This window comes from Pseudomonas laurylsulfativorans, assembly GCF_002906155.1.
Lineage (GTDB): Bacteria > Pseudomonadota > Gammaproteobacteria > Pseudomonadales > Pseudomonadaceae > Aquipseudomonas > Aquipseudomonas laurylsulfativorans.
The window spans coordinates 23,517-43,761 of the sequence record NZ_MUJK01000006.1 but is presented as its reverse complement, the minus strand read 5'-3'; the positions used below and the strand labels follow the sequence as shown (position 1 = coordinate 43,761).

At 60.9% G+C, this 20,245-nt stretch carries 17 protein-coding genes, 1 tRNA gene and 1 pseudogene; 13 read left to right on the top strand and 6 right to left on the bottom strand.

Annotated features, from left to right (window positions below; all coding sequences use genetic code 11):
* The first annotated feature begins 52 nt into the window (after nt 1-52).
* The 3 genes from B0D71_RS19295 (at nt 53) to ychF (ending at nt 2,529) form a co-directional block, all read left to right on the top strand.
* On the top strand, nt 53-652 hold the full coding sequence (locus B0D71_RS19295; protein ID WP_103396183.1) for a 50S ribosomal protein L25/general stress protein Ctc: 600 nt from the start codon (nt 53-55) through the stop codon (nt 650-652).
* Nucleotides 653-821: 169 nt separating this feature from the next.
* Entirely contained in the window at nt 822-1,406 is a 585-nt protein-coding gene (pth, locus tag B0D71_RS19290; RefSeq protein WP_103396182.1) for an aminoacyl-tRNA hydrolase, read from the top strand.
* Between the two features lie 22 nt (nt 1,407-1,428).
* The gene (gene ychF, locus B0D71_RS19285; protein ID WP_103396181.1) at nt 1,429-2,529 is read left to right on the top strand and encodes a redox-regulated ATPase YchF; all 1,101 of its coding nucleotides are present in this window, start codon (nt 1,429-1,431) and stop codon (nt 2,527-2,529) included.
* A gap of 166 nt (nt 2,530-2,695) precedes the next feature.
* Here the strand turns inward: ychF and B0D71_RS19280 are convergent, their stop codons facing one another.
* The gene (locus tag B0D71_RS19280) at nt 2,696-3,913 is read right to left on the bottom strand and encodes an MFS transporter (protein WP_103396180.1); all 1,218 of its coding nucleotides are present in this window, start codon (nt 3,911-3,913) and stop codon (nt 2,696-2,698) included.
* 334 nt (nt 3,914-4,247) lie between these two features.
* Between B0D71_RS19280 and B0D71_RS19275 the strand changes: the two genes are divergently transcribed.
* The gene (locus tag B0D71_RS19275; RefSeq protein ID WP_103396179.1) at nt 4,248-6,305 is read left to right on the top strand and encodes a methyl-accepting chemotaxis protein; all 2,058 of its coding nucleotides are present in this window, start codon (nt 4,248-4,250) and stop codon (nt 6,303-6,305) included.
* Nucleotides 6,306-6,320: 15 nt separating this feature from the next.
* Here the strand turns inward: B0D71_RS19275 and B0D71_RS19270 are convergent, their stop codons facing one another.
* Nucleotides 6,321-7,226 (bottom strand): LysR substrate-binding domain-containing protein, encoded by a 906-nt coding sequence (locus B0D71_RS19270; RefSeq protein ID WP_103396178.1) that lies wholly within the window; start codon nt 7,224-7,226, stop codon nt 6,321-6,323.
* A gap of 226 nt (nt 7,227-7,452) precedes the next feature.
* Here B0D71_RS19270 and B0D71_RS19265 point away from each other — a divergent pair, with 226 nt between their 5' ends.
* From B0D71_RS19265 to B0D71_RS19240, 6 genes are all read left to right on the top strand, one after another.
* Entirely contained in the window at nt 7,453-8,571 is a 1,119-nt protein-coding gene (locus tag B0D71_RS19265; RefSeq protein ID WP_103396177.1) for an ABC transporter ATP-binding protein, read from the top strand.
* Between the two features lie 15 nt (nt 8,572-8,586).
* Nucleotides 8,587-9,507 (top strand): ABC transporter permease, encoded by a 921-nt coding sequence (locus tag B0D71_RS19260; RefSeq protein ID WP_103396176.1) that lies wholly within the window; start codon nt 8,587-8,589, stop codon nt 9,505-9,507.
* Nucleotides 9,507-10,313 (top strand): ABC transporter permease, encoded by an 807-nt coding sequence (locus B0D71_RS19255; protein ID WP_103396175.1) that lies wholly within the window; start codon nt 9,507-9,509, stop codon nt 10,311-10,313. The genes B0D71_RS19260 and B0D71_RS19255 overlap by 1 nt, the downstream gene beginning before the upstream one ends.
* Before the next feature lie 27 nt (nt 10,314-10,340).
* Nucleotides 10,341-11,387, top strand: coding sequence for an ABC transporter substrate-binding protein (locus tag B0D71_RS19250; protein ID WP_103396174.1), 1,047 nt, complete (start codon nt 10,341-10,343; stop codon nt 11,385-11,387).
* 60 nt (nt 11,388-11,447) lie between these two features.
* Nucleotides 11,448-12,902 carry an amidase gene (locus B0D71_RS19245; RefSeq protein WP_103396173.1) on the top strand — a complete coding sequence of 485 codons (1,455 nt, stop codon included), beginning with the start codon at nt 11,448-11,450 and terminating at the stop codon, nt 12,900-12,902.
* Between the two features lie 87 nt (nt 12,903-12,989).
* Nucleotides 12,990-13,066, top strand: a tRNA-Met gene (locus tag B0D71_RS19240).
* Between the two features lie 154 nt (nt 13,067-13,220).
* Here B0D71_RS19240 and B0D71_RS19235 read toward each other — a convergent pair.
* Entirely contained in the window at nt 13,221-14,324 is a 1,104-nt protein-coding gene (locus B0D71_RS19235; protein WP_103396172.1) for a DUF2817 domain-containing protein, read from the bottom strand.
* Between the two features lie 166 nt (nt 14,325-14,490).
* Between B0D71_RS19235 and ggt the strand changes: the two genes are divergently transcribed.
* On the top strand, nt 14,491-16,323 hold the full coding sequence (gene ggt / locus B0D71_RS19230) for a gamma-glutamyltransferase (RefSeq protein ID WP_103396171.1): 1,833 nt from the start codon (nt 14,491-14,493) through the stop codon (nt 16,321-16,323).
* Between the two features lie 64 nt (nt 16,324-16,387).
* On the opposite strand, the gene ddlA is transcribed toward ggt, so the two are convergent.
* Nucleotides 16,388-17,482, bottom strand: a complete 1,095-nt coding sequence (ddlA, locus tag B0D71_RS19225) for a D-alanine--D-alanine ligase (RefSeq protein ID WP_103396170.1) — start codon at nt 17,480-17,482, stop codon at nt 16,388-16,390.
* Nucleotides 17,483-17,646: 164 nt separating this feature from the next.
* Here ddlA and B0D71_RS19220 point away from each other — a divergent pair, with 164 nt between their 5' ends.
* Together B0D71_RS19220 and B0D71_RS19215 are read left to right on the top strand one after the other, a co-directional pair.
* On the top strand, nt 17,647-18,456 hold the full coding sequence (locus B0D71_RS19220; protein WP_103396393.1) for an AraC family transcriptional regulator: 810 nt from the start codon (nt 17,647-17,649) through the stop codon (nt 18,454-18,456).
* A 76-nt stretch (nt 18,457-18,532) separates the two neighbouring features.
* A complete protein-coding gene (locus B0D71_RS19215; protein ID WP_103396169.1) occupies nt 18,533-18,901 on the top strand; it encodes a cupin domain-containing protein in 369 nt (122 codons plus the stop codon).
* A gap of 12 nt (nt 18,902-18,913) precedes the next feature.
* Here B0D71_RS19215 and B0D71_RS19210 read toward each other — a convergent pair whose 3' ends face one another.
* Entirely contained in the window at nt 18,914-19,513 is a 600-nt protein-coding gene (locus B0D71_RS19210) for a flavin reductase family protein (protein ID WP_103396168.1), read from the bottom strand.
* A gap of 90 nt (nt 19,514-19,603) precedes the next feature.
* A pseudogene (locus tag B0D71_RS19205) lies at nt 19,604-20,029 on the bottom strand (DUF6396 domain-containing protein); the annotation flags it as partial.
* Nucleotides 20,030-20,245: the final 216 nt, after the last annotated feature.

Below are 20,245 nucleotides of genomic sequence, written 5' to 3'. Positions count from 1 at the left end.
TTAGCGCTGGTCGCAAACGCTGGGGCGAGTGTGGTTATTTTGGAGATACAACATGAACGATTTTACTCTGAATGCTGAAGTGCGTTCCGACCTGGGGAAAGGTGCGAGCCGCCGCCTGCGTCGTCTCGCAAGCCTGGTTCCAGCTGTAGTTTACGGTGGCGACAAAGCCCCTGAATCCATCAGCATGCTGGCCAAAGAAGTTGCCAAACTGCTCGAGAACGAAGCGGCTTACAGCCACATCATCGAGCTGAACGTTGGTGGCACCAAGCAGAACGTCGTGATCAAAGCCCTGCAGCGTCACCCGGCCAAAGGCCACGTGCTGCATGCTGACTTCGTACGCGTAGTAGCTGGCCAGAAACTGACCGCTATCGTTCCAGTGCACTTCATCAACGAAGAAGCACCGGTCAAGAAAGGCGGCGAAATCTCGCACGTTACTTCGGAAATCGAAGTTTCCTGCCTGCCGAAAGATCTGCCTGAGTTCATCGAAGTCGACCTGGCTAACGCTGAAATCGGTTCGATCATTCACCTGTCGGACCTCAAAGCGCCTAAAGGCGTTGAGTTCGTGGCCTTGGCACACGGCGATGACAAGGCTGTTGCCAACGTCCACGCTCCACGTGTTGCTCCAGAAGCTGCAGAAGGCGCTGCAGAGTAATTTTACTCTGTACGCCGGAGTGACCGGAAACATCGCGGACTAGAGCATAGCGAGAAAGCGGGCGAGAACGCGGAGTTTACATCATGGTAAATGAGCAACTTTCGTCCACTTTCGCCGCTCTCCCTGATTGCGGCGATGTTATCCACCACTCCAATGAAGGGCCCCTATCGTGACTGCCATCAAACTGATCGTTGGCCTGGGAAATCCAGGCGCTGAATACGAACAGACCCGGCATAACGCAGGGGCCCTTTTTGTTGAGCGCATCGCGAACGCACAAGGCGTGAACCTTGTGGCGGACCGCAAGTATTTCGGCCTGACCGGGCGCTATTCGCATCAGGGTCAGGATATTCGTCTGCTGATTCCCACCACGTACATGAACCGCAGCGGCCAGGCCGTAGCGGCACTCGCCGGTTTCTTCCGCATCAAGCCTGAAGAAATCCTCGTGGCGCACGACGAACTCGACCTGCCACCCGGCGTTGCCAAGCTCAAGCAGGGCGGCGGCCATGGCGGTCACAACGGGTTGCGCGACATCATTGCGCAACTGGGCAATCAGAATACCTTTCACCGCTTGCGGCTTGGCATTGGCCACCCGGGCGTTGCCAGTATGGTTTCAAATTTCGTCCTGGGTCGTGCGCCACGCGCCGAACAGGAAAAACTCGATGCCAGCATCGACTTTGCCCTCGGCGTGCTGCCGGATATCCTCGCCGGGGAATGGAACCGCGCGATGAAAAACCTGCACAGCCAGAAGGCCTGACTCTTATCCGAGGGGAAACACCATGGGATTCAATTGCGGCATCGTCGGCCTGCCTAACGTCGGCAAGTCCACCCTGTTCAACGCCCTGACCAAGTCCGGGATCGCGGCCGAGAACTTCCCCTTCTGCACCATCGAGCCGAACAGCGGTATCGTGCCGATGCCGGATCCGCGTCTGGAAGCCTTGGCTGCCATCGTCAATCCAAAGCGCATCCTGCCGACCACCATGGAATTCGTCGACATCGCGGGCCTGGTTGCCGGCGCGTCGAAAGGTGAAGGCCTGGGCAACAAGTTTTTGGCCAACATCCGTGAAACCGATGCCATCGCCCACGTGGTCCGCTGCTTCGAAGACGAGAACGTCATTCACGTCTCCAACAGCGTCGACCCGAAACGCGACATCGAAATCATCGACCTGGAACTGATCTTCGCCGACCTCGACAGCTGCGAGAAGCAACTGCAGAAAGTCGCGCGCAACGCCAAGGGCGGTGACAAGGACGCAGTGGTTCAGAAAGGCCTGCTGGAGCAACTGATCGCTCACTTCACCGAAGGCAAGCCGGCGCGCAGCCTGATGAAGAACATGGGCACCGACGAAAAGGCGGTGATCAAGGGCTTCCACCTGCTGACCACCAAGCCGGTGATGTACATTGCCAACGTTGCTGAAGACGGCTTCGAGAACAACCCGCACCTGGACGTGGTCAAGGCCATCGCCGAAGAAGAAGGCGCCATGGTTGTTCCGGTGTGCAACAAGATCGAAGCGGAAATCGCCGAGCTCGATGACGGCGAAGAAAAAGACATGTTCCTCGAAGCCCTGGGCCTCGAAGAGCCTGGCCTGAACCGCGTGATCCGCGCTGGCTACGAAATGCTGCACCTGCAGACCTACTTCACCGCCGGTGTCGAAGAAGTCCGCGCCTGGACCGTCCGCGTCGGTGCCACCGCACCACAAGCCGCTGGCGTGATCCACACCGACTTCGAGAAAGGCTTCATCCGCGCCGAAGTGATCGCCTACAACGACTTCATCCAGTACAAGGGCGAAGCCGGTACCAAGGAAGCCGGTAAATGGCGCCTGGAAGGCAAGGATTACATCGTCAAAGACGGCGACGTGATGCACTTCCGCTTCAACGTGTAAGCCACACCCCCAAGAAAAAGCCGCGTTTGATACGCGGCTTTTTTGTGTCTGACATCTCCGTATCCCGTAGGAGCCGGCTTGCTGGCGATCCGGACACCGCGGTTAACCAGTCAAACCGCGTAATCGTTCATCGCCAGCAAGCCGGCTCCTACAGGTCACCTGCTACTCACGCCTTCCGGGTACGCGGCAAGAAGATCGCCAACACCCCAAACAGCGGCAGGAACGAACACAGGTAGTACACGTACTCGATGCCGTGTATGTCCGCCAGATGCCCAAGTAACGCCGCGCCAATCCCGCCAAAACCGAACATCAAACCGAAGAACACCCCGGCGATCATCCCGACATTACCCGGCACCAGTTCCTGGGCGTACACCACGATGGCCGAGAACGCCGAGGCAAGGATGAAGCCAATGACCACGCTGAGGATGCTAGTCCAGAACAGGTCGACATGGGGCAGCAACAATGTGAACGGTGCAACGCCGAGGATCGAGAACCAGATCACCGCCTTGCGCCCGATCTTGTCGCCGATCGGTCCGCCAAAGAACGTCCCCGCCGCTACCGCGCCGAGAAACAGGAACAGGTGCAACTGCGAGCTGGCCACCGACAGGTCGAACTTCTCGATCAAGTAGAAGGTGAAATAGCTGGTGAGGCTCGACATGTAGAAATACTTGGAGAACACCAACAATCCGAGTACCACCAGCGCACTGGTCACTCGGCCCTTGGACAGCCCATGAGTCGCGGCCTGACCTTGCTTGAGCTTGAACAGGTTCAAGTGGTTGGCGTACCAGCGGCTGATCCGGTAGAGGACGAACAGTGCAAACACCGCGAACAGACCGAACCACGCCACGTGCCCCTGACCGTAAGGAATGATGATCGCCGCCGCCAGCAACGGGCCGAACGCCGAGCCTGCGTTACCGCCGACCTGGAAGGTCGACTGCGCCAGCCCGAAGCGTCCGCCCGAAGCCAGTCGCGCCACGCGGGACGCTTCCGGGTGGAACGTCGAAGACCCGATGCCGATCAGCCCCGCCGCCAGCAGAATCAACGGGAAGCTGCCGACCACCGACATCATCAGAATCCCGATCAAGGTGCAGACCGTACCCGCCGGCAGCAGCCACGGCTTGGGATGGCGGTCTGTGTAGTAACCAACCCACGGCTGCAGCAGCGAGGCCGTCAACTGGAATGTCAGGGTGATCAGGCCGACCTGGGTGAATGTCAGGCCATAGTTGGCCTTGAGCATCGGGTAGATCGACGGCAGCACCGACTGGATCAGGTCGTTGATCAAATGCGCCAGCGCCACCGCGCCGATGATGCGCATCACCAGCGGGCTGCTTTGGGGCGTAGCGGACGTCGGCACTGAACCGGTCTGGGCGTTGCTGATAGCCATGGGGTTTTCCGTACAACAGGTGGGTACAAACAGGCAGGTGCGCCAATGTGCCATTTTTCAGTGCAGCAACGCCATCCCCTTAGCTTGCTAACGACCTCGACTTTCATCGCCACACCATTGATGGCGCAAAGCCATGGTCTGAATCTTGCCTTCCTTGCCTGCTTGAACGCGGCTTCCTTACAAAGGAGGCCGACAATGGGAAGTTTCGCCACAGAGTCGGCCTACAGAGCGGACAAGGGTGAACTTTCGAGGCCTTTTAAGAGGGCACGAGTCGGCGGTGCAACAACCTCCGACGCACGCCAATAGTGCGTGGTGTCCAGAGGAGTCATGGGGCATGCAGGCTTTTTTATCACCGGGGATCGCGCTGCTGGGGCGTTTTGGGTTTGCACGCAAATTCCAGCTGTTGTTTCTGCTGTTTATCCTGCCATTGGCGGGCAGCCTGTGGATGATTGGCCAGGACTATCGCGACAAACTCAGCCTGATTTCCGGCGAACGCGCCGGGGTGCGGCAACTGCTGGCTCTTGATGCGCTGGATGACCTGCTCGCCGGCCAGCGTGATCGCGCTGCCCGCTGGCGCGCCACGGAAACCAATCGCCAGCCAACGCCTGCCACTCTCGCCGCAATGGCCGCCTTCGATGCGGTTCAGCCCGCCGTCAGCCAGGCCACCGCCGAGTTGGGCAATGCCCTGCAAAAAGAAAGTGCGCAAGGCGAGACGCTGACCCGTTACCAGGCCCTGCAAACCGCCCTCAATGGCCTTGACTCAAAAAGCCTGAGCAGTGTCGGCTGGTGGCCGGATGGTTACGATCGCTTCACCAATGCCTTGAGCGCCCTGCAAGCCTTGCGCGAGCAGATCGCTATGGACAACCGCCTGACGCTGGCGCCGTGGCTTGAGACTTATTTGCTGACGCAGATTTCCACCCAGCATGCCCCCGACCTGATCGAGCGAGTCGGCCGCCTGGCGGCAGTGGGCCAGGCTTCGGTAGTGTCCGGGCAGTTCACCCTGCAAAGCCGTCTGCAACTGCGCGACCTGCGCAGCCGCATCGGCGATGCGCGCGAGCAGCTGGTGAAAACCGCGGGCCTGCTCGAGGCACGCTTGCCCAGCGCCCTGCAAACCTGGGCCGGGCAATACCATGACAGCCTCAAGCGTCTCGATGCAGGCCTGAAGGTACTGGATGACGGCGTGTTCGGCGGTAGCATCAACCTCAAGCCGGAAGATTTCGAACGCAGTCTCGATACCCTGCTCTCCGACCTCGCCTCGTTGCGTCAGCAGTCGCTGGTGTCGCTGGACCAACGTCTGGATTACTACCACGACTCAGCAATCGGCCAGTTCATTATGGTGACCGCCGTGTTGGGTTGCCTGTTGCTGGCCGCCCTGTATCTGTTCATCTGCTTGCAGGCCTCGATCCGCCGCAGCGCCAGCGGCATCACGGTGCTGGCCGAGGCCTTGCGCGACGGCAACCTGAGCCTGCAAGTACCGGTTCAGGGACGGGACGAACTGGCGGTCATCAGCACCGCGCTGAACGTCGCCGTGGTGCAACTGCGCACCAGCCTGCAAGGGGTCGATCACGAAACCCTGCAACTGAGTAACGCGGTGCAAACCCTCAACCACCACGCCAGTGACGCCCTGGGTGAAGTCGAAGCGCAGCAGCTGCAGATCAGCCAGATTGCGGCGGCGGCGACGCAACTGGCCGCCACCTCACAAGGGGTGGCCCACAGTTGCGAACAGGCCTCTGGCAGCGCCCAGCACACCCGGCGCATTGCCGCCGATAGCAGCCGCGACAGCCAGCGCACCACCGCGAGCATCCAGCAACTCAACCAACGCCTGAATGAAACGGCAGCAGCGCTGGGCCGGGTCAATGAGCAGGGACAACAGATTCAATTGGTGGTCGATACCATTCGCGGCGTCGCCGAACAGACCAACCTGTTGGCCCTCAACGCCGCCATCGAGGCAGCGCGGGCGGGCGAGCAAGGGCGCGGTTTTGCGGTGGTGGCTGATGAAGTGCGCAGCCTGTCGCAACGTACACAATCGTCGACCGCACAGATTGCCGGCACAGTCGATAGCTTGCGCAACACAGTGAACGAAGCCGTGAGCCTGATGGAAGCGGCCTGTGGTCAGGCACAATCCGATGCGCAGGCAGTGACAGGTCTGGGCGAACGACTCGGAGAGATCGCCAGTGCCGTGCAGAGCGTCACCGATACCCTGGCGCAAATCGCCACGGCGGTTGAAGAACAGGCCAGTACCGCCGACGAGGTCAGCAGCAATATCCAGCAGGTCGATCAAGCGGCGGTGCGTTTGCTTGAAGGTGCCCGCGCGGTGAACCAGGCCGCGGACACCCTGAGCCATGGCAGCAAAGCCTTGAGCGACAACACCGGGCGCTTCCGCCTGAGTTGAGTCCGACAGGGCTTCTCAGACGCGGATCACCGCCTCCGGGAAGTCCTGCTCCAGCTCGGTCTTGAGCCAGTCGATAAACCACGCCACATCCGCCGAGAGTTCGGCGGATGGCGTGAGCACCCGATAACTTTCCAGCTTCACTTGCGCGTCCACCACCCGCACCAACTTGCCGGTATTGAGTTCTTCGCGCACCAGCACTTCGTTGGCCAGCGCAATGCCCTGCCCGCTCTCAGCCACCGACAATGCGTGGTCATTGTTGACGTAGAGCATGTCCGAATTGAGGTGGATGTCGAGATCGTTGGCGGCAAACCACAGGTTCCACCACTCGCCGTCATCGACGTGGATCAGGTTGTGCTTCACCAGGTCCGCCGGGCTGCCGATGGGCTCGACGCTGGCCAGGTAGCCGGGGGAACAGATCGGAAATACCCGAGGGCAAATCAGGCTGCTGCGCGAGTGAGCATATTGGCCATCCAACCCGTAGACGATACCCAGATCAGCGCTTTTACCGTCGACTTCGGTGAAGGTGGAGTTGGGTTCAATGGCGAACTTCAAACCCGGGCGCAGGTGACGCATGGCCTCGATGCGCGGCATCAGCCAACGCTTGGCGAACCCCGGTACCACCATGATGCGCAGCCAGCGCTCGGCGTGCTTGGGCTGTGCCTCTTTTCCGGCTTCGATGATCAGCTGCAAGGCGACAGCGATCTTGCGGTGGTACTTCTCCCCCGCCAGCGTCAGATTGACCCCGCGAGAGGTGCGCTCGAACAGTTGGATGCCCAGCCAGTCTTCCAGCAACTTCACATGACGGCCGATGGCTGGCTGGGTCACGTGCAGGGCTTTGGAGGCTTCGACATAGCTGCCCAACCGGGCCGCGGCATCAAAGGCACGTACCGCGTTGAGCGGCGGCAAACGGTGGTCGGGCATGGTTTCCGGGCGCCTTTTGCTGTTAAATTTTTTAACAGCCCCTATGTTAAAATTGAAGTTTCGCCCCCGCAACCCCTCGCTGATAATCGATTCACAGCAGAACAAAAAAACAGCTGGTTACAACACCCGAACGCAATCTCGATCCTGCCCAGAAAAATAATATCCATGGTCCGACGGCTCAGCTGTTTACAGCGCTCGCGGGCGATGGGGGAATCGGAGGTAACGCATGAATGCCCTGCATTCGCTGCAAACGCTGGCGGTGTCCATCCGCTCAGTGCGCAAAGTCTACGGTGATCCAAAGACTGGCCCGGTGGCGCTGAAAAGCATTGACCTGGACATTCGCGACAACGAATTCTTCACCCTTCTCGGCCCTTCGGGCTGTGGCAAAACCACGCTCCTGCGGATGATCGCCGGGTTCGAATTCCCTACCGAAGGCGAGATTCTGCTCTACGGCGAAAACATCGCCGACCGCCCGCCCTTCCAGCGCCCGGTCAACACGGTGTTCCAGCATTACGCGCTGTTCCCGCACATGACCATCGCCGAGAACCTGGCCTTCGGTCTCGAATCCCACCCAATGGGCAAGGTCCTGAACAAAACGCAGATGGCCGAACGGGTGCGCGAGATGCTCGCCCTGGTGCAGATGGAGCGCTTCGCCAACCGCAAGCCGGCGCAACTGTCCGGCGGTCAGCAACAGCGCGTCGCCCTCGCTCGTGCACTGGCGCCGCATCCCAAGGTGTTGCTGCTCGACGAACCGCTTTCGGCGCTGGACCTCAAGCTGCGCCAAGCCATGCGCGAAGAGCTGAAAACCATCCAGGCGCGCACCGGCATCACCTTCATCTTCGTCACACACGACCAGGAAGAAGCGTTGACCATGTCTGACCGCATCGCCGTGTTGTCCGAAGGCGAAGTGCAGCAAGTCGGCCGCCCGGAAGACATCTACGAGCGCCCGCGCAATCGCTTTGTCGCCGACTTCATCGGCGAAACCAACTTCATCGAAGGCACGGTCACCCGCGCCGAAGACGGTCAGGCCTGGTTCGCCGGCCCCGCCGGACATCCGCTGCCCGCGCAGCACTGCAGCGATGTGCGGGTCGGTGCCAGCGTCGCATTGTCCGTGCGCCCGGAACGTTTGCATCTGGTGCCAGCCACCACTGAAAACGCTCTGCCGTGCCAGATCGAAGCGCAGATCTACCTCGGCACCGACCTGCAATACCAGGTCAGCCTGAGCGACGGTTCGCGCCTCACCGTGCGCACGCCCAACTGCGTCGACCAGAGCCGGCGCTTCGCCGTCGGCAGCCAGGCCGGTCTGTTGTTCGACCAGGGTAGCGCCAGCGTCCTGCACGATTGAGCACGAGGAATTGCCATGCACGCTTTACCGATTGCCAACACGCTGGAACGTCGGCGGGCCTTCCAGAGTTTCCTCGGGGTCAGCCCGGCACTGATTGCCATCGGCCTGTTTCTGATCGTGCCGATCCTGATCGTCATCGGCTATTCGCTGATGGAGGCCAACCCCTACGGCGGGGTGAACAAAGTATTCAGCAGTGACGCCTACACTTCGCTGCTGTTCGAACGGCAACTGGACGACAGCCTCGCCTTCGCCGACTCCTACCTGATCATTGCCCTGCGTTCGATCGGCATCGCCGGGGTGACCACGCTCATCACCCTGTTGATCGGTTTTCCGGTGGCAGTGTGGCTGGCGATGCAACCGGCCCATCGCCGTGGTCTGCTGATTTTCCTGATCACCGTGCCGTTCTGGGCCAACCTGCTGATCCGCACCTATGCGTGGATTCTGCTGCTGCGCAACACCGGGGTGATCAACAACAGCCTCATGGGCCTCGGGGTCATCGACCAGCCGTTGCAACTGCTCTACACCGATGGCGCGGTGCTGCTGGGGCTGGTTTATACCTACGCGCCCTTCGTCGTGCTGCCGATCTACGCCACCCTGGAAAAAATGGACATCCGCCTGCTCGAGGCCGCTCAGGATCTCTACGCCGGACGTGTGCGCACCTTGCGCAAGGTGGTGTTGCCGATCGCCAAGCCAGGAATTCTCGCCGGCGCCATCCTCACCTTCGTGCCTTGCCTGGGCGCGATGATCGCCCCGGAACTGCTCGGCGGCGGCACGCGGATGATGCTCGGCAACCTGATTTTCCGCCAGTTCAGCGATGCGCGTAACTGGCCATTCGGCGCGGCCCTGTCACTGGTGCTGATGGCGGCGGTGATGTTGGTACTGACGGTTTATGCCTTGCGTGCAGAACGCCAGCGCATCGCCAAAGGAGGTGCGTGATGATCGGCCTGTTCAAACGCAACACGCTGGGCGTGCAGGATTTCCCCGGCTTCGGCGGCTTCAGTTTCCTGTTCTACCTGTACCTCTACGCGCCGATCGTGGTGCTGGTGGCGTTCTCGTTCAACGCCAACCAGTCGGCAACGATATGGACCGGTTTCAGCCTCGACTGGTACCGCGCGGCCTTCGCCAACCAGGCCCTGCGCCAGGCGGCCGGCAACAGCCTGTTGATCGCGGGGTGCGCCAGCATGGTCGCCACGGCCATTGCCACGCTCGCTGCCCTCGGCACGTCACGGGGTGCGAAGTTCAAGGGTCTGCAACTGTCCATGGGCGCAATCATGCTACCCCTGGTATTGCCGGAAATCGTGGTCGGTGTTGCGACCCTGGCGCTGTTCTCCACCATCGGCCTGTCCCTGGGCTACGGCAACCTGATCATCGCGCACACGGTGTTCTGTATTCCCTTTGCCTTTCTGCCGATTCGGGCACGCCTGAACGACATGGACCTGTCCCTGGAACAAGCTTCGGCCGACCTGTATGCCGGCCCATGGCGGACCTTCCGCAAGGTCACCCTGCCGCTGCTGATGCCGGGGATTTTCTCCGGGCTGATGCTGGCCTTCATCGTCTCACTGGATAACTTCGTGATCTCGATGATGGTCTCCCAGGCCGGCACCACCACCTTGCCGATCTTCATCTTCGGCCTGTTGCGCATGGGCGTGACACCCGACGTCAACGCCGTGTCGACCCTGATCCTGGGTGTCTCGGTGCTGTTCGTGACCCTTTCCTATCTGCTGGGCAAAAAGAAATCCTGAACCTTCTACGTACTGTGGGGAAATAGCATGAGCAAGTGGATTAAAAGCATCGGCACTTCGTTGTTCCTGACTTTACCGCTGACCATGGCCGGCAGCGTTCAGGCCGCGGAAAAACTCAACGTGGTGAGCTGGAGCGGGTACTTTTCGCCGGAGATTCTCGCCAAGTTCCAGAAACAAACCGGCATTGAAGTCACCGTCGACTCCTACGACTCCAACGAAACCCTGCTGGCGAAATTGAAACAGGGCGGTGCCGGTTATGACGTGGCGATCCCGTCGCACCAGTTCGTACCGATCCTGATCAAGGAAAAACTGCTGGAGCGTTTCGACCCGGTCAACGAGCCCTACTACGCCAGCATCGTCGACAACCTGAAAAAACCCACCTGGGACCCGGAAGGCGCCTACTCCGTGCCGTTCATCTGGGGCACCACCAGCGTGGTGCTCAACACCGAGCGCTACAAAGGCCCTGCCGACAGCCTCAAGGTGCTTTACGAGCCACCCGCCGAGCTGCAAGGGCGGATCAACATGTTCGACTCGGTCAGCGACGTGGTGGACATGGCCAGCCTGTACTTGAACATCCCTCTGTGCAGTGAAGATCCCAAGCAGATGCAGCAGGTCCTGACCCTGCTCAAGGCGCAGAAACCCTTCGTCAAGACCTACAGCTCCAAGGCTGGCTCGATCCGCGAAAACCTGGCGTCCGGTGAAATCGACATGTCGACCTTCTGGGGCGGTTCGTCGATGCGCGCCCGGGAAATGAAACCGAGCCTGAAGTACCTGTACCCGAAAGAAGGCGTGCTGGCCTGGGTCGACAACATGGTCATCCCGACCGGCAGCAAGAACCCGGCGAACGCCAAGGCGTTCATCGCGTTCCTCAGCCAGCCTGAAAACGCGGCGATGACCCAGAACTTCCTCAAGCACCAGAGCCCGATCAAGGGTGTGGAACCGTTCCTCGACGCGGCCCTCAAGGACGCGCCGGAACTGCACATTCCCGAAGGCACTCCGGTGATGTTCAGCAAGACCTGCGGCGAAGGCGCGATCCGCCTGGCCGACCGTCTCTGGACCAACCTGATGCGTTGACCTCTACCGCCCCGACGCATTGGCGGGGCGTTTTTCCAGCCGTCTGAAAGGCCGCTTGCAATGAACTCTAACAACATCAGCGAACTGGTCCTGTTGCAGGCCCATGAGCTCGCCGAACGCGTCCGCCTGCGCCAGGTTTCCTGCCGGGAAGTGATGCAGACTTATCTTGCCCATATCGAACGTTTCAACCCGCAGGTCAACGCACTGGTGAGCCTGCAAGCGCCGGAAGACCTGCTGGCCCAGGCGGATATCCGCGACGCCGAACTGGCCAGCGGCCAATACCGTGGCTGGATGCACGGCTTGCCCCACGCCATCAAGGATTTGTCCCTGACCCGTGGCATCCGCACCACCCTGGGTTCGCCGCTGTACAAGGACTTCATCCCCGAGCGCGACGGCATCATGGTCGAGCGGATCAAAGCCGCAGGCGCCATCATCATCGGCAAGAGCAACACCCCGGAATTCGGCCTCGGCTCGCAAAGCTATAACCCGATCTTCGGAGCGACCGGTTGCGCCTACGACCCGAGCAAGACCGCTGGCGGCAGCAGCGGCGGCGCGGCGGCGGCGCTGGCCATGCACCTGGTGCCGGTGGCCGATGGCAGCGACATGATGGGCTCGCTGCGCAACCCGGCCGCGTTCAACAACATCTTCGGCTTCCGCCCATCCCAGGGCCGCGTGCCCTTCGATGACAGTGCCGACCTGTTCATCGACCAACTCGGCTACGAAGGCCCCATGGCGCGCAGTGTGCGGGATGCGGCGTTGCTGTTGTCGGTGCAGGCCGGGGCCGATGCGCGGGCGCCGCTGTCCATTGCCGAGCCCGGCAGCATCTTTGCGGCACCACTGGATCGGGACTTCAAAGGCACGCGTCTGGGCTGGCTCGGCGACTTCAACGGCTACCTGCCGATGGAAAAAGGCATCCTCTCGCTGTGCGAAAAGGCCTTCGGCGACTTCGAAAGCCTGGGCTGCCAGATTGAGCCCGTACAGTCCGAATTCGCCCCAGAGAAGCTGTGGAGCAGTTGGCGAACGTTGCGGCACTGGATGGTCGCCGGCTCGTTGGGCGCAACTTATGCCGACCCGCAAAAGCGTGCACTGTTGAAACCGGAAGCCTGCTGGGAAGTCGAAAACGGCCTGAAACTCTCGGCCACCGAGGTGTTTGCCGCCTCGGTGACGCGCAGCGACTGGTATCGGGCGATCTCCCGAATGTTCGAAAAGTACGATTACCTGCTGCTGCCCAGCGCCCAGGTATTCCCGTTCGACAAGACCCAAGCGTGGCCCGCCTCCATTGAAGGCGTGAGCATGGACACCTATCACCGCTGGATGGAGGTGGTGATTCCCGGCACTTTGTCCGGCTGCCCGGTGGCTAACGTACAGGTCGGCTTCAACGCCAGCGGCCTGCCCATGGGCCTGCAAATAATCGGCAGACACCAGGCTGACTTCGCTGTCCTGCAATTGGCGCACGCCTATGAACAGGCCAGTCGCTGGTTCCAGCGCTGCCCTTCACCCCTGCTCAGAGGATAGATTTTGATAAACGGTTGAAAGCGCAGAGAAATATTTTAGATTTATGCTTGACGCATCCCCGTTACCGGTGAATAATGCGCGCCACTTGGCTACATAGCTCAGTTGGTTAGAGCATAGCATTCATAATGCTGGGGTCCGGGGTTCAAGTCCCTGTGTAGCCACCAAGTACTAAAAACGGCTTACCGCAAGGTAAGCCGTTTTTTTATGCCTCGTTTTTTATGCCTGTAGGAGCGAGCTTGCTCGCGATGGACTCAAGAGCGCCGCGTTTAACCAGTAAACACGCGTTATCGTTAACGACCATCGCGAGCAAGCTCGCTCCTACACTGTCGGCAACGCGGACAACGCCCGCTCCCAGATCTGCCACGTACGCAACCAGACCATCGCCTGCCAATCGCTATCCGCCGGATAGAACTGTTCCAGTAGATTCACCTTGATCTCGCGCCCTGTCGCGTCACTCGGGTTGCCATGCAGATGCAGCCAGTGGTCATCACGCAAATGGCGGTGAACGTCCGGCCCGGGATAGGTCCCGCACTCGATGACGAAAGGCATCAACCGTACCTGTGACAACGCATTGATCAACGCCTGTGAGGTGTAGCCGGTGGCCGTTGCCGCCACACCGGTTTCGCTCACCGTGCCGGCGCCGGTTTGCAGACTGTAGAGCCACGGGCCATAAATCGCCTGCGCATCCGGCAATGCCGGATAGGCGGACTCGGTGATGGTCAACAACATCGGATGACCGTACTCGCCAGCGCCAGTGTGCAAGTCGAAACACATGGCGACCTCGGCATGGGCCACGTGCTTTTGCACGATCCGGTGCAGCGTGCGATTCGACCAGCTCGGCGCCAGCCCGCCGAAAAACAGACCATCGGGATGCGCATGCTGACCGCCCTCGACAATCGACATCACCGCCGACCAACCGTGTTGGCGGATTTGCTCGTCGAGCAAGGCATCGGCACGCTCACGATCCGGCCCCTGCAACTGTGGGCAGGCATAGATTTCATGCAGGGCGTTGTAGGCCTGGTTGTCTGGCAGCGGGTGCTGGAAATCCAGGTGATTGCGGTTGAGGTCGATGTTGTCTTCGTTGACCCGGCGCAACCACGCCATGCCCCAGGGATTGATCGCATGGATCATGACCACGGCGACATCCGCTGGCAGGGAGCGCCTGCCCAACTCCTGCAGCCATTTGATCTGGCAGCCCGAGCCATAGAAGCCTTCGACCCCGTGGGTGCCGCTCAACGCGATCAGCAGCCGCTTGGCGCCCGGATCACCCAACACCGCCACATCGGTGCTCAGCTGTTCGCCGAACGGGCCTTTGAGCGGGTGCGGATACTCAGTCAAGGTGGCGCCTGCGGTGGTCGCAGCGGCCAGGAATTGTTCACGCTGGATGCGATAGCTGGGCTGGGTGGGAAACTCGGTTTGCATGTCTGCCTCTTGTTGATTTTCTGGCCTGCCTGTTGGCAACGACCCTACAGAAAATCCTGCCATTGATGAAGGGCAAAAACGTCAATGCCGTGGGACCCGGTTTGCGTCCCTCCCGGTCGGCCGATAAAGTCCACTGATCGTAGATCCAACGGACGGAGTGCCCCACGTGTTCTCAATCTTCCCTTTGCGCCGCTATCGCCTGCCAGCCCTGGTTTTGCTCGCCAGCGCCTTGAGCCTGGCCGCATGCAACAACGCTACGGTGCCGACGCTGCCGCTCGCTCCGGAAAGCGCTTCCGGGTTCCGAACCGATCTGCGCACCCAGCACGCCGAAAAATACATGGCCGCTGCAGCCAACCCGCTGGCGGCCGAAGCCGGACGGGAGATGCTGCGCCGGGGCGGCTCGGCCATCGATGCCGCGATTGCCATGCAAGCGGTGTTGACGCTGGTCGAGCCACAGTCTTCGGGCATTGGTGGCGGCGCGTTGATCGTGCTCTGGGATGGCAAGGCCGTGCGCACCTACGACGGACGTGAAACCGCCCCGGCCGGCGCCACCGAGAAGCTTTTCCTACAAAGCAACGGGCAACCGATGGGCTTCAACCAGGCGCAGATTGGCGGTCGCTCCGTGGGTACACCCGGCGTATTGCGCGTCCTGGAACTGGCCCATCAAAAACACGGACGCCTGCCCTGGGCGCAGTTGTTTGAACCGGCCATCCAGCTCGCCGAGCAAGGTTTCGCCATTTCACCTCGATTGCATCAGTTGATCGCTGCGGACTCTTCCATGCAGCGCTCGCCGGAAATGATGGCTTACTTCCGTAATGCCGACGGCAGCCCGAAAGCCGTCGGTACAAACTTGAAGAACCCGGCGCTGGCCGCCGTGTTCAGTCGCATCGCCCATGAAGGCGCCGACGCCCTGTACAAAGGCCCGGTCGCCGAGGAGATCGCAGCCAGGGTCCAGGGTCACGCCAACCCCGGCAGCTTGTCCGTGAGCGACCTCGCCCACTACCAGGCCAAGGAACGTGCGCCCCTGTGTACCGACTACAAGCGTTGGCAAGTCTGCGGCATGCCGCCACCGTCGTCGGGCGGAATCGCCGTGGCGCAGATCCTCGGCACGCTGCAGGCCCTGGAAGCTCGCGACAAGCGCCTGGCGCTGGCGCCGCTTAAGCCGGTCAAGACCACCGCTCCGGCCGGCATCGAGCCCGACCCGCAAGCCGTGCACCTGATCTCAGAAGCCGAACGCCTGGCCTACGCCGACCGCGCACAGTACGTCGCCGACACAGACTTCGTACCCGTGCCGGTCAAAGGCCTGGTCGACCCGGCCTACCTCGCCAGCCGCGCCGCCCTGATCGGCGAACGCAGCATGGGCACGGCCAAACCCGGCACCCCGCCTGGGATTCAGGTGGCCTACGCGCCGGACCGTTCGCCGCTGCGGATTTCCACCTCGCAAGTGGTGGCCGTCGATGACGCCGGCGGCGCCGTGTCGATGACCACCACCATCGAGTCGGCGTTCGGCTCGCACATCATGGTTCAGGGGTTCATGCTCAACAACGAGATGACCGACTTCTCGTTCATTCCCGAGGAAAACGGGCAGAAAGTCGCCAACCGCGTCGAACCCGGCAAACGCCCGCGCTCCTCCATGGCCCCGACCCTGATCTTCGACCGCCAGAGCGGCGAATTCCTCGCCACGGTCGGCTCTCCCGGCGGCTCGCAAATCATCGAATACGTGGCTAAATCCACCATCGGCCTGCTCGACTGGAACCTCGATGCCCAAGCCGCCATCAACCTGCCCAACTTCGGCAGCCGCAACGGCCCGACCGAACTGGAACAGGGGCAGTTCAGCCCGACACTGATTCAGGCGCTGAAAGACAAAGGGCACAGCGTGAACGAGATCGACATGACCAGCGGAACCCAGGCGATCGTTCGGGTGAAGGACGCGCAGGGGAAAGCGTCGCTGACGGGTGGGGCCGATCCGCGGCGTGAGGGACAAGCGCTGGGGGATTGAGTCGTACACGGGAATGAGAAAGGGCTTACCGGTGGGTAGGCCCTTAGTTTCTCGGCAAGCTCGCTTATCGACTGATCTTCAACCCCTGTCGAACCTGATGCTTTTCCAGCGCCAGCTCGATCAATCGGGTCACCAGTTCGCTGTAGGTCATGCCGGTGGCCTGCCACAGTTTCGGGTACATGCTGATGCGGGTGAAGCCGGGCAGCGAGTTGATTTCGTTGATCAGCACTTCGCCGCTGTCGGTCAGGAACACATCGACGCGGGCCAGGCCGGAGCAGCCCAGCACCTGGAATGCCTCGACGGCCAGGGCGCGAATGCGCTCGCTGGCCTCAACGCTGATATTGGCCGGCACCACCACTTCAGCGGCCTTGTCGTCGATGTATTTGCTGTCGTAGGAATAGAACCCGCTGCGCACCACGATCTCGCCGCAGCCACTGGCGACGGCGTCTTCATTGCCGAGTACCGCGCATTCAATCTCGCGGCCGCTGACGGCAGATTCGATCAACACCTTGGTATCGAAACTCAAGGCCAGTTCCAGCGCCGAGGTGTATTCAGCCTCGTCGGTGACCTTGCTCACGCCCACGGAAGAGCCCTGGTTCGCCGGTTTGACGAACAGCGGCAATCCCAACCTGCCCCGCACCTCGGCAAACCCGGTGCGAGCCGCCGTGGCGCGGGTCACGGTCACGAACGGCGTCACAGCCAGGCCGGCATCGCGCAGCAGGCGCTTGCTGATGTCTTTGTCCATGCACACTGCCGAGCCGAGCACATCGGAGCCGACAAACGGCAGATCAGCCATGCGCAGCAAACCTTGCAGGCAACCGTCCTCGCCGAGGGTGCCGTGGACAATCGGGAAGATCACATCGACGTGACCGAGCATTTCCTGACTGGAGGTTTCCACCAGTTGCTGGCTGGCTTTGCCCGGCACCACGGCCAGTTCGCGATTGGACTGGTTGAGGGCAATCAGCGCCGGGTTTTCCTGGTTCAGCAAAAAATTGGAAGGGTCGTTGAGGTGCCAGTGGCCTTGTTTGTCGATGCCGATCAGCACAGGTTCGAAGCGTGAACGATCGAGGGCGTCGACAATATTCTTCGCCGATTGCAGCGACACCTCATGCTCGGCCGAACGGCCCCCGAAAATGATCCCCACACGCAACTTGCTCATGACCTGGCCTCACCTGACGAATAGAAAAACGACCTTCAGAGAATGGCCACACAGTGCAGTATTTACCCCTGGTTTTCTAGCGCACATGTCCCCTTCCGATCAGAAGACAGGAAGTCGCTGACTGGGTTACCGTGTTGCACATCGATCCAAAGACGATCATCACCATGGCCAAGCAACTGCCTCGCAATGACTGGTTCCATCGCGCGCCCGATGTCGGCGGGCTGCAGCGTTTCGAGGCGTTTTTTGCCGGCCATGGCTACGATCTTCACCGCCACGACACCTATGCCATCGGCCACACCCTTGCCGGGGTGCAGAGCTTTCAGTATCGCGGTGGCAGGCGTCACAGCCTGCCGGGCACAACGATAGTGCTGCACCCGGACGAAGCCCACGATGGCGAGGCCGGCACTGAGTCCGGTTTCCAGTACCGGATGATGTACATCGAACCCGCACTGATCCAGCAGATACTCGGCGGTCAGCCGCTGCCGTTCATCAAGACCGGACTGTCGAACGACCCACGCCTGTTCGCCGCCACGGGAGCGCTGCTGCGCAGCCTGGATTGCCCGCTCGACCCACTGGAAGAACAGGACGCACTGTTCGATCTGGCACAAGCCTTGAGCACGGTTTCCGGCGGGCCGACCAAACGCTCTGGGTTCGACTACGTCGCTGCGCAGCGCGCCCGGGAATACATCCACAGCGCCCTTGATCGCACGGTGACCCTGGATGAACTGGCACAGCACAGTGGCCGGGATCGCTGGAGCCTGTCGCGGGATTTTCGCCTGTTGTTCGGCACCAGCCCCTACCGCTACCTGACCATGCGGCGTCTGGACATGGTCCGCGCGCTGCTGATCCAGGGGCAGACACTGGTCAGCGCAGCGCTGATCGCGGGCTTCACCGACCAGAGTCACATGACTCGGCAATTCAGCAAAACCTACGGCCTGTCACCGGCCCGCTGGATGAACATGCAGCGCCGCTGAGCCACGCACAATCGTACAAGAAGCGCATCGAGCCGCTGGCTATCGTGGATTCACCAACAACCACGAGAGCTGTTTCATGAACGCTTACGAAAGCCTGAACTTCGCTGAAAAAATCAGCCGGATCGATTCCCACTGGTCACCCCGGGTCATCGCCGAAATGAACGAGTACCAGTTCAAGGTGGTGAAGCTGCTGGGGGATTTCATCTGGCACGACCACGTCGATACCGACGAAACCTTCATCGTTCTGGAAGGCCGGTTGCGCATCGACTTTCGTGATGGCCACGTGCTGCTGAACGCAGGGGAAATGTATGTGGTGCCCAAAGGCGTCGAACACAAACCCTGCGCCGATCAGGAGGTAAAGCTCCTGCTGATCGAACCCAAGGGTGTGCTCAATACCGGCAGCGAAGGTGGCGAGCGCACGGCCGAGAATGATCTGTGGATTTGAGCGCCAACCGGCTCACGCCTGCAGGGTCTTGCCATCCACCGGATCGCCGATCTTCAGGAAATGCCCGCCCGCGACATGGTGCAAGGTGCGCAAGGCATCTTGCCCTTCGAAGTGCCAGCGGCCTTCGCTGAACACGCGCTCGTCAGCCTGAGCGGCAATCACTTCGGCCAGGAACAGATCGTACTGCTGGTGGTTGTTCGGCTCTGGCAACAAACGACATTCCAGCCAGGCCACGCAGCCTTCGAGCATCGGCGCATCGACCGACTCGCCGGTGAAGGTCTGCAAGTCGTAGGCCTCGAACTTGTCGCGGCCCTGGCCCTGGGTCAATTCCAGGCCGGAGGTCGAGCCGACGGTCTGCACGATGTCGGCCTGGGCAGCGCAAGGCACGTTCAGCACAAAAGTGCCCGAAGCTTCCAGCAACTGGCGAGTCCAGGTGGACTTGTCCAGCACCACGGCAATTTTCGGCGGTTCGAAATCCAGCGGCATGGCCCAGGCTGCCGCCATGATATTGCGCCGACCATCGTGGGCGGCGCTGACCAGCACGGTCGGGCCATGATTGAGCAGACGATAAGCCTTGGACAAGGGAACCGGGCGGCGGTGGGAAGCGCTCATGGAAGTCTGCTCCTGGGGGAAATGAGCCGATTGTAACGACATCCCAAATGAAAAGATCGCAGCCTGCGATAGCTTCTACAAAGTGGTCCATCACCCGAGCAGGTACCATTCAACCGCTTGTTCGTGTCGTGTGATCCTGTCGGAAAAGGGCCAAGTGCGCATCTGGTAGCGCTGGACCAGTTGTGTCGGCAAGATCTCGCCCTGTTCGAAATACCGAGCGACGCTCCTGTCTACTGAGTGGTGGCGGGGAAGCCAGCCCACCTTCCAGTATCCACTTACCGGACAGGCTTGGCCGCTATGGCAGTTCGGTGCCGACAAATGAGATTGGCTGAATGCAGGCGATCCCGGTAGACCCTGTCCCGTGGCCGGGTCGAGAAGCTTGGCTTTGGCCAGTTGGTTGATTAGCGTTTCGCTGGGTTTTTCAGGGGGGACATTGGCCAGGCGTTCTTCGAGCCATTTGAGCTTGCCGTCCCAGGATGGCAACGGCGCGGGTGGCAGTGGGACGATTTCGGCGACCAGCAGCAGACATGTCAGCAACAAGACCCGGCGCATCAGTCGAGGTCCGACAGGTCGGATTCGCCGAAATAGAACTCGATGATGGGAGCTATGGGCGAGGCCTGGGCTTTTTGGCGCCGTTTGTTCCGTTTAATGATCTTTTGCCAAGCATTAAAGGCCCATTCCGAATTATCCTGCGCTCCCTTTTTAGTGGAAAAATTTGAGACAACCGACCCG

Excerpts from the sequence above, each read along its gene's own strand:
- B0D71_RS19295 (WP_103396183.1), top strand. The coding sequence starts at position 53 with ATGAACGATTTTACTCTGAATGCTGAAGTGCGTTCCGACCTGGGGAAA.
- ychF (WP_103396181.1), top strand. The coding sequence starts at position 1,429 with ATGGGATTCAATTGCGGCATCGTCGGCCTGCCTAACGTCGGCAAGTCC.
- B0D71_RS19280 (WP_103396180.1), bottom strand. The coding sequence starts at position 3,913 with ATGGCTATCAGCAACGCCCAGACCGGTTCAGTGCCGACGTCCGCTACG.
- B0D71_RS19275 (WP_103396179.1), top strand. The coding sequence starts at position 4,248 with ATGCAGGCTTTTTTATCACCGGGGATCGCGCTGCTGGGGCGTTTTGGG.
- B0D71_RS19270 (WP_103396178.1), bottom strand. The coding sequence starts at position 7,226 with ATGCCCGACCACCGTTTGCCGCCGCTCAACGCGGTACGTGCCTTTGAT.
- B0D71_RS19265 (WP_103396177.1), top strand. The coding sequence starts at position 7,453 with ATGAATGCCCTGCATTCGCTGCAAACGCTGGCGGTGTCCATCCGCTCA.
- B0D71_RS19260 (WP_103396176.1), top strand. The coding sequence starts at position 8,587 with ATGCACGCTTTACCGATTGCCAACACGCTGGAACGTCGGCGGGCCTTC.
- B0D71_RS19255 (WP_103396175.1), top strand. The coding sequence starts at position 9,507 with ATGATCGGCCTGTTCAAACGCAACACGCTGGGCGTGCAGGATTTCCCC.
- B0D71_RS19250 (WP_103396174.1), top strand. The coding sequence starts at position 10,341 with ATGAGCAAGTGGATTAAAAGCATCGGCACTTCGTTGTTCCTGACTTTA.
- B0D71_RS19245 (WP_103396173.1), top strand. The coding sequence starts at position 11,448 with ATGAACTCTAACAACATCAGCGAACTGGTCCTGTTGCAGGCCCATGAG.
- B0D71_RS19235 (WP_103396172.1), bottom strand. The coding sequence starts at position 14,324 with ATGCAAACCGAGTTTCCCACCCAGCCCAGCTATCGCATCCAGCGTGAA.
- ddlA (WP_103396170.1), bottom strand. The coding sequence starts at position 17,482 with ATGAGCAAGTTGCGTGTGGGGATCATTTTCGGGGGCCGTTCGGCCGAG.
- B0D71_RS19220 (WP_103396393.1), top strand. The coding sequence starts at position 17,647 with ATGGCCAAGCAACTGCCTCGCAATGACTGGTTCCATCGCGCGCCCGAT.
- B0D71_RS19215 (WP_103396169.1), top strand. The coding sequence starts at position 18,533 with ATGAACGCTTACGAAAGCCTGAACTTCGCTGAAAAAATCAGCCGGATC.
- B0D71_RS19210 (WP_103396168.1), bottom strand. The coding sequence starts at position 19,513 with ATGAGCGCTTCCCACCGCCGCCCGGTTCCCTTGTCCAAGGCTTATCGT.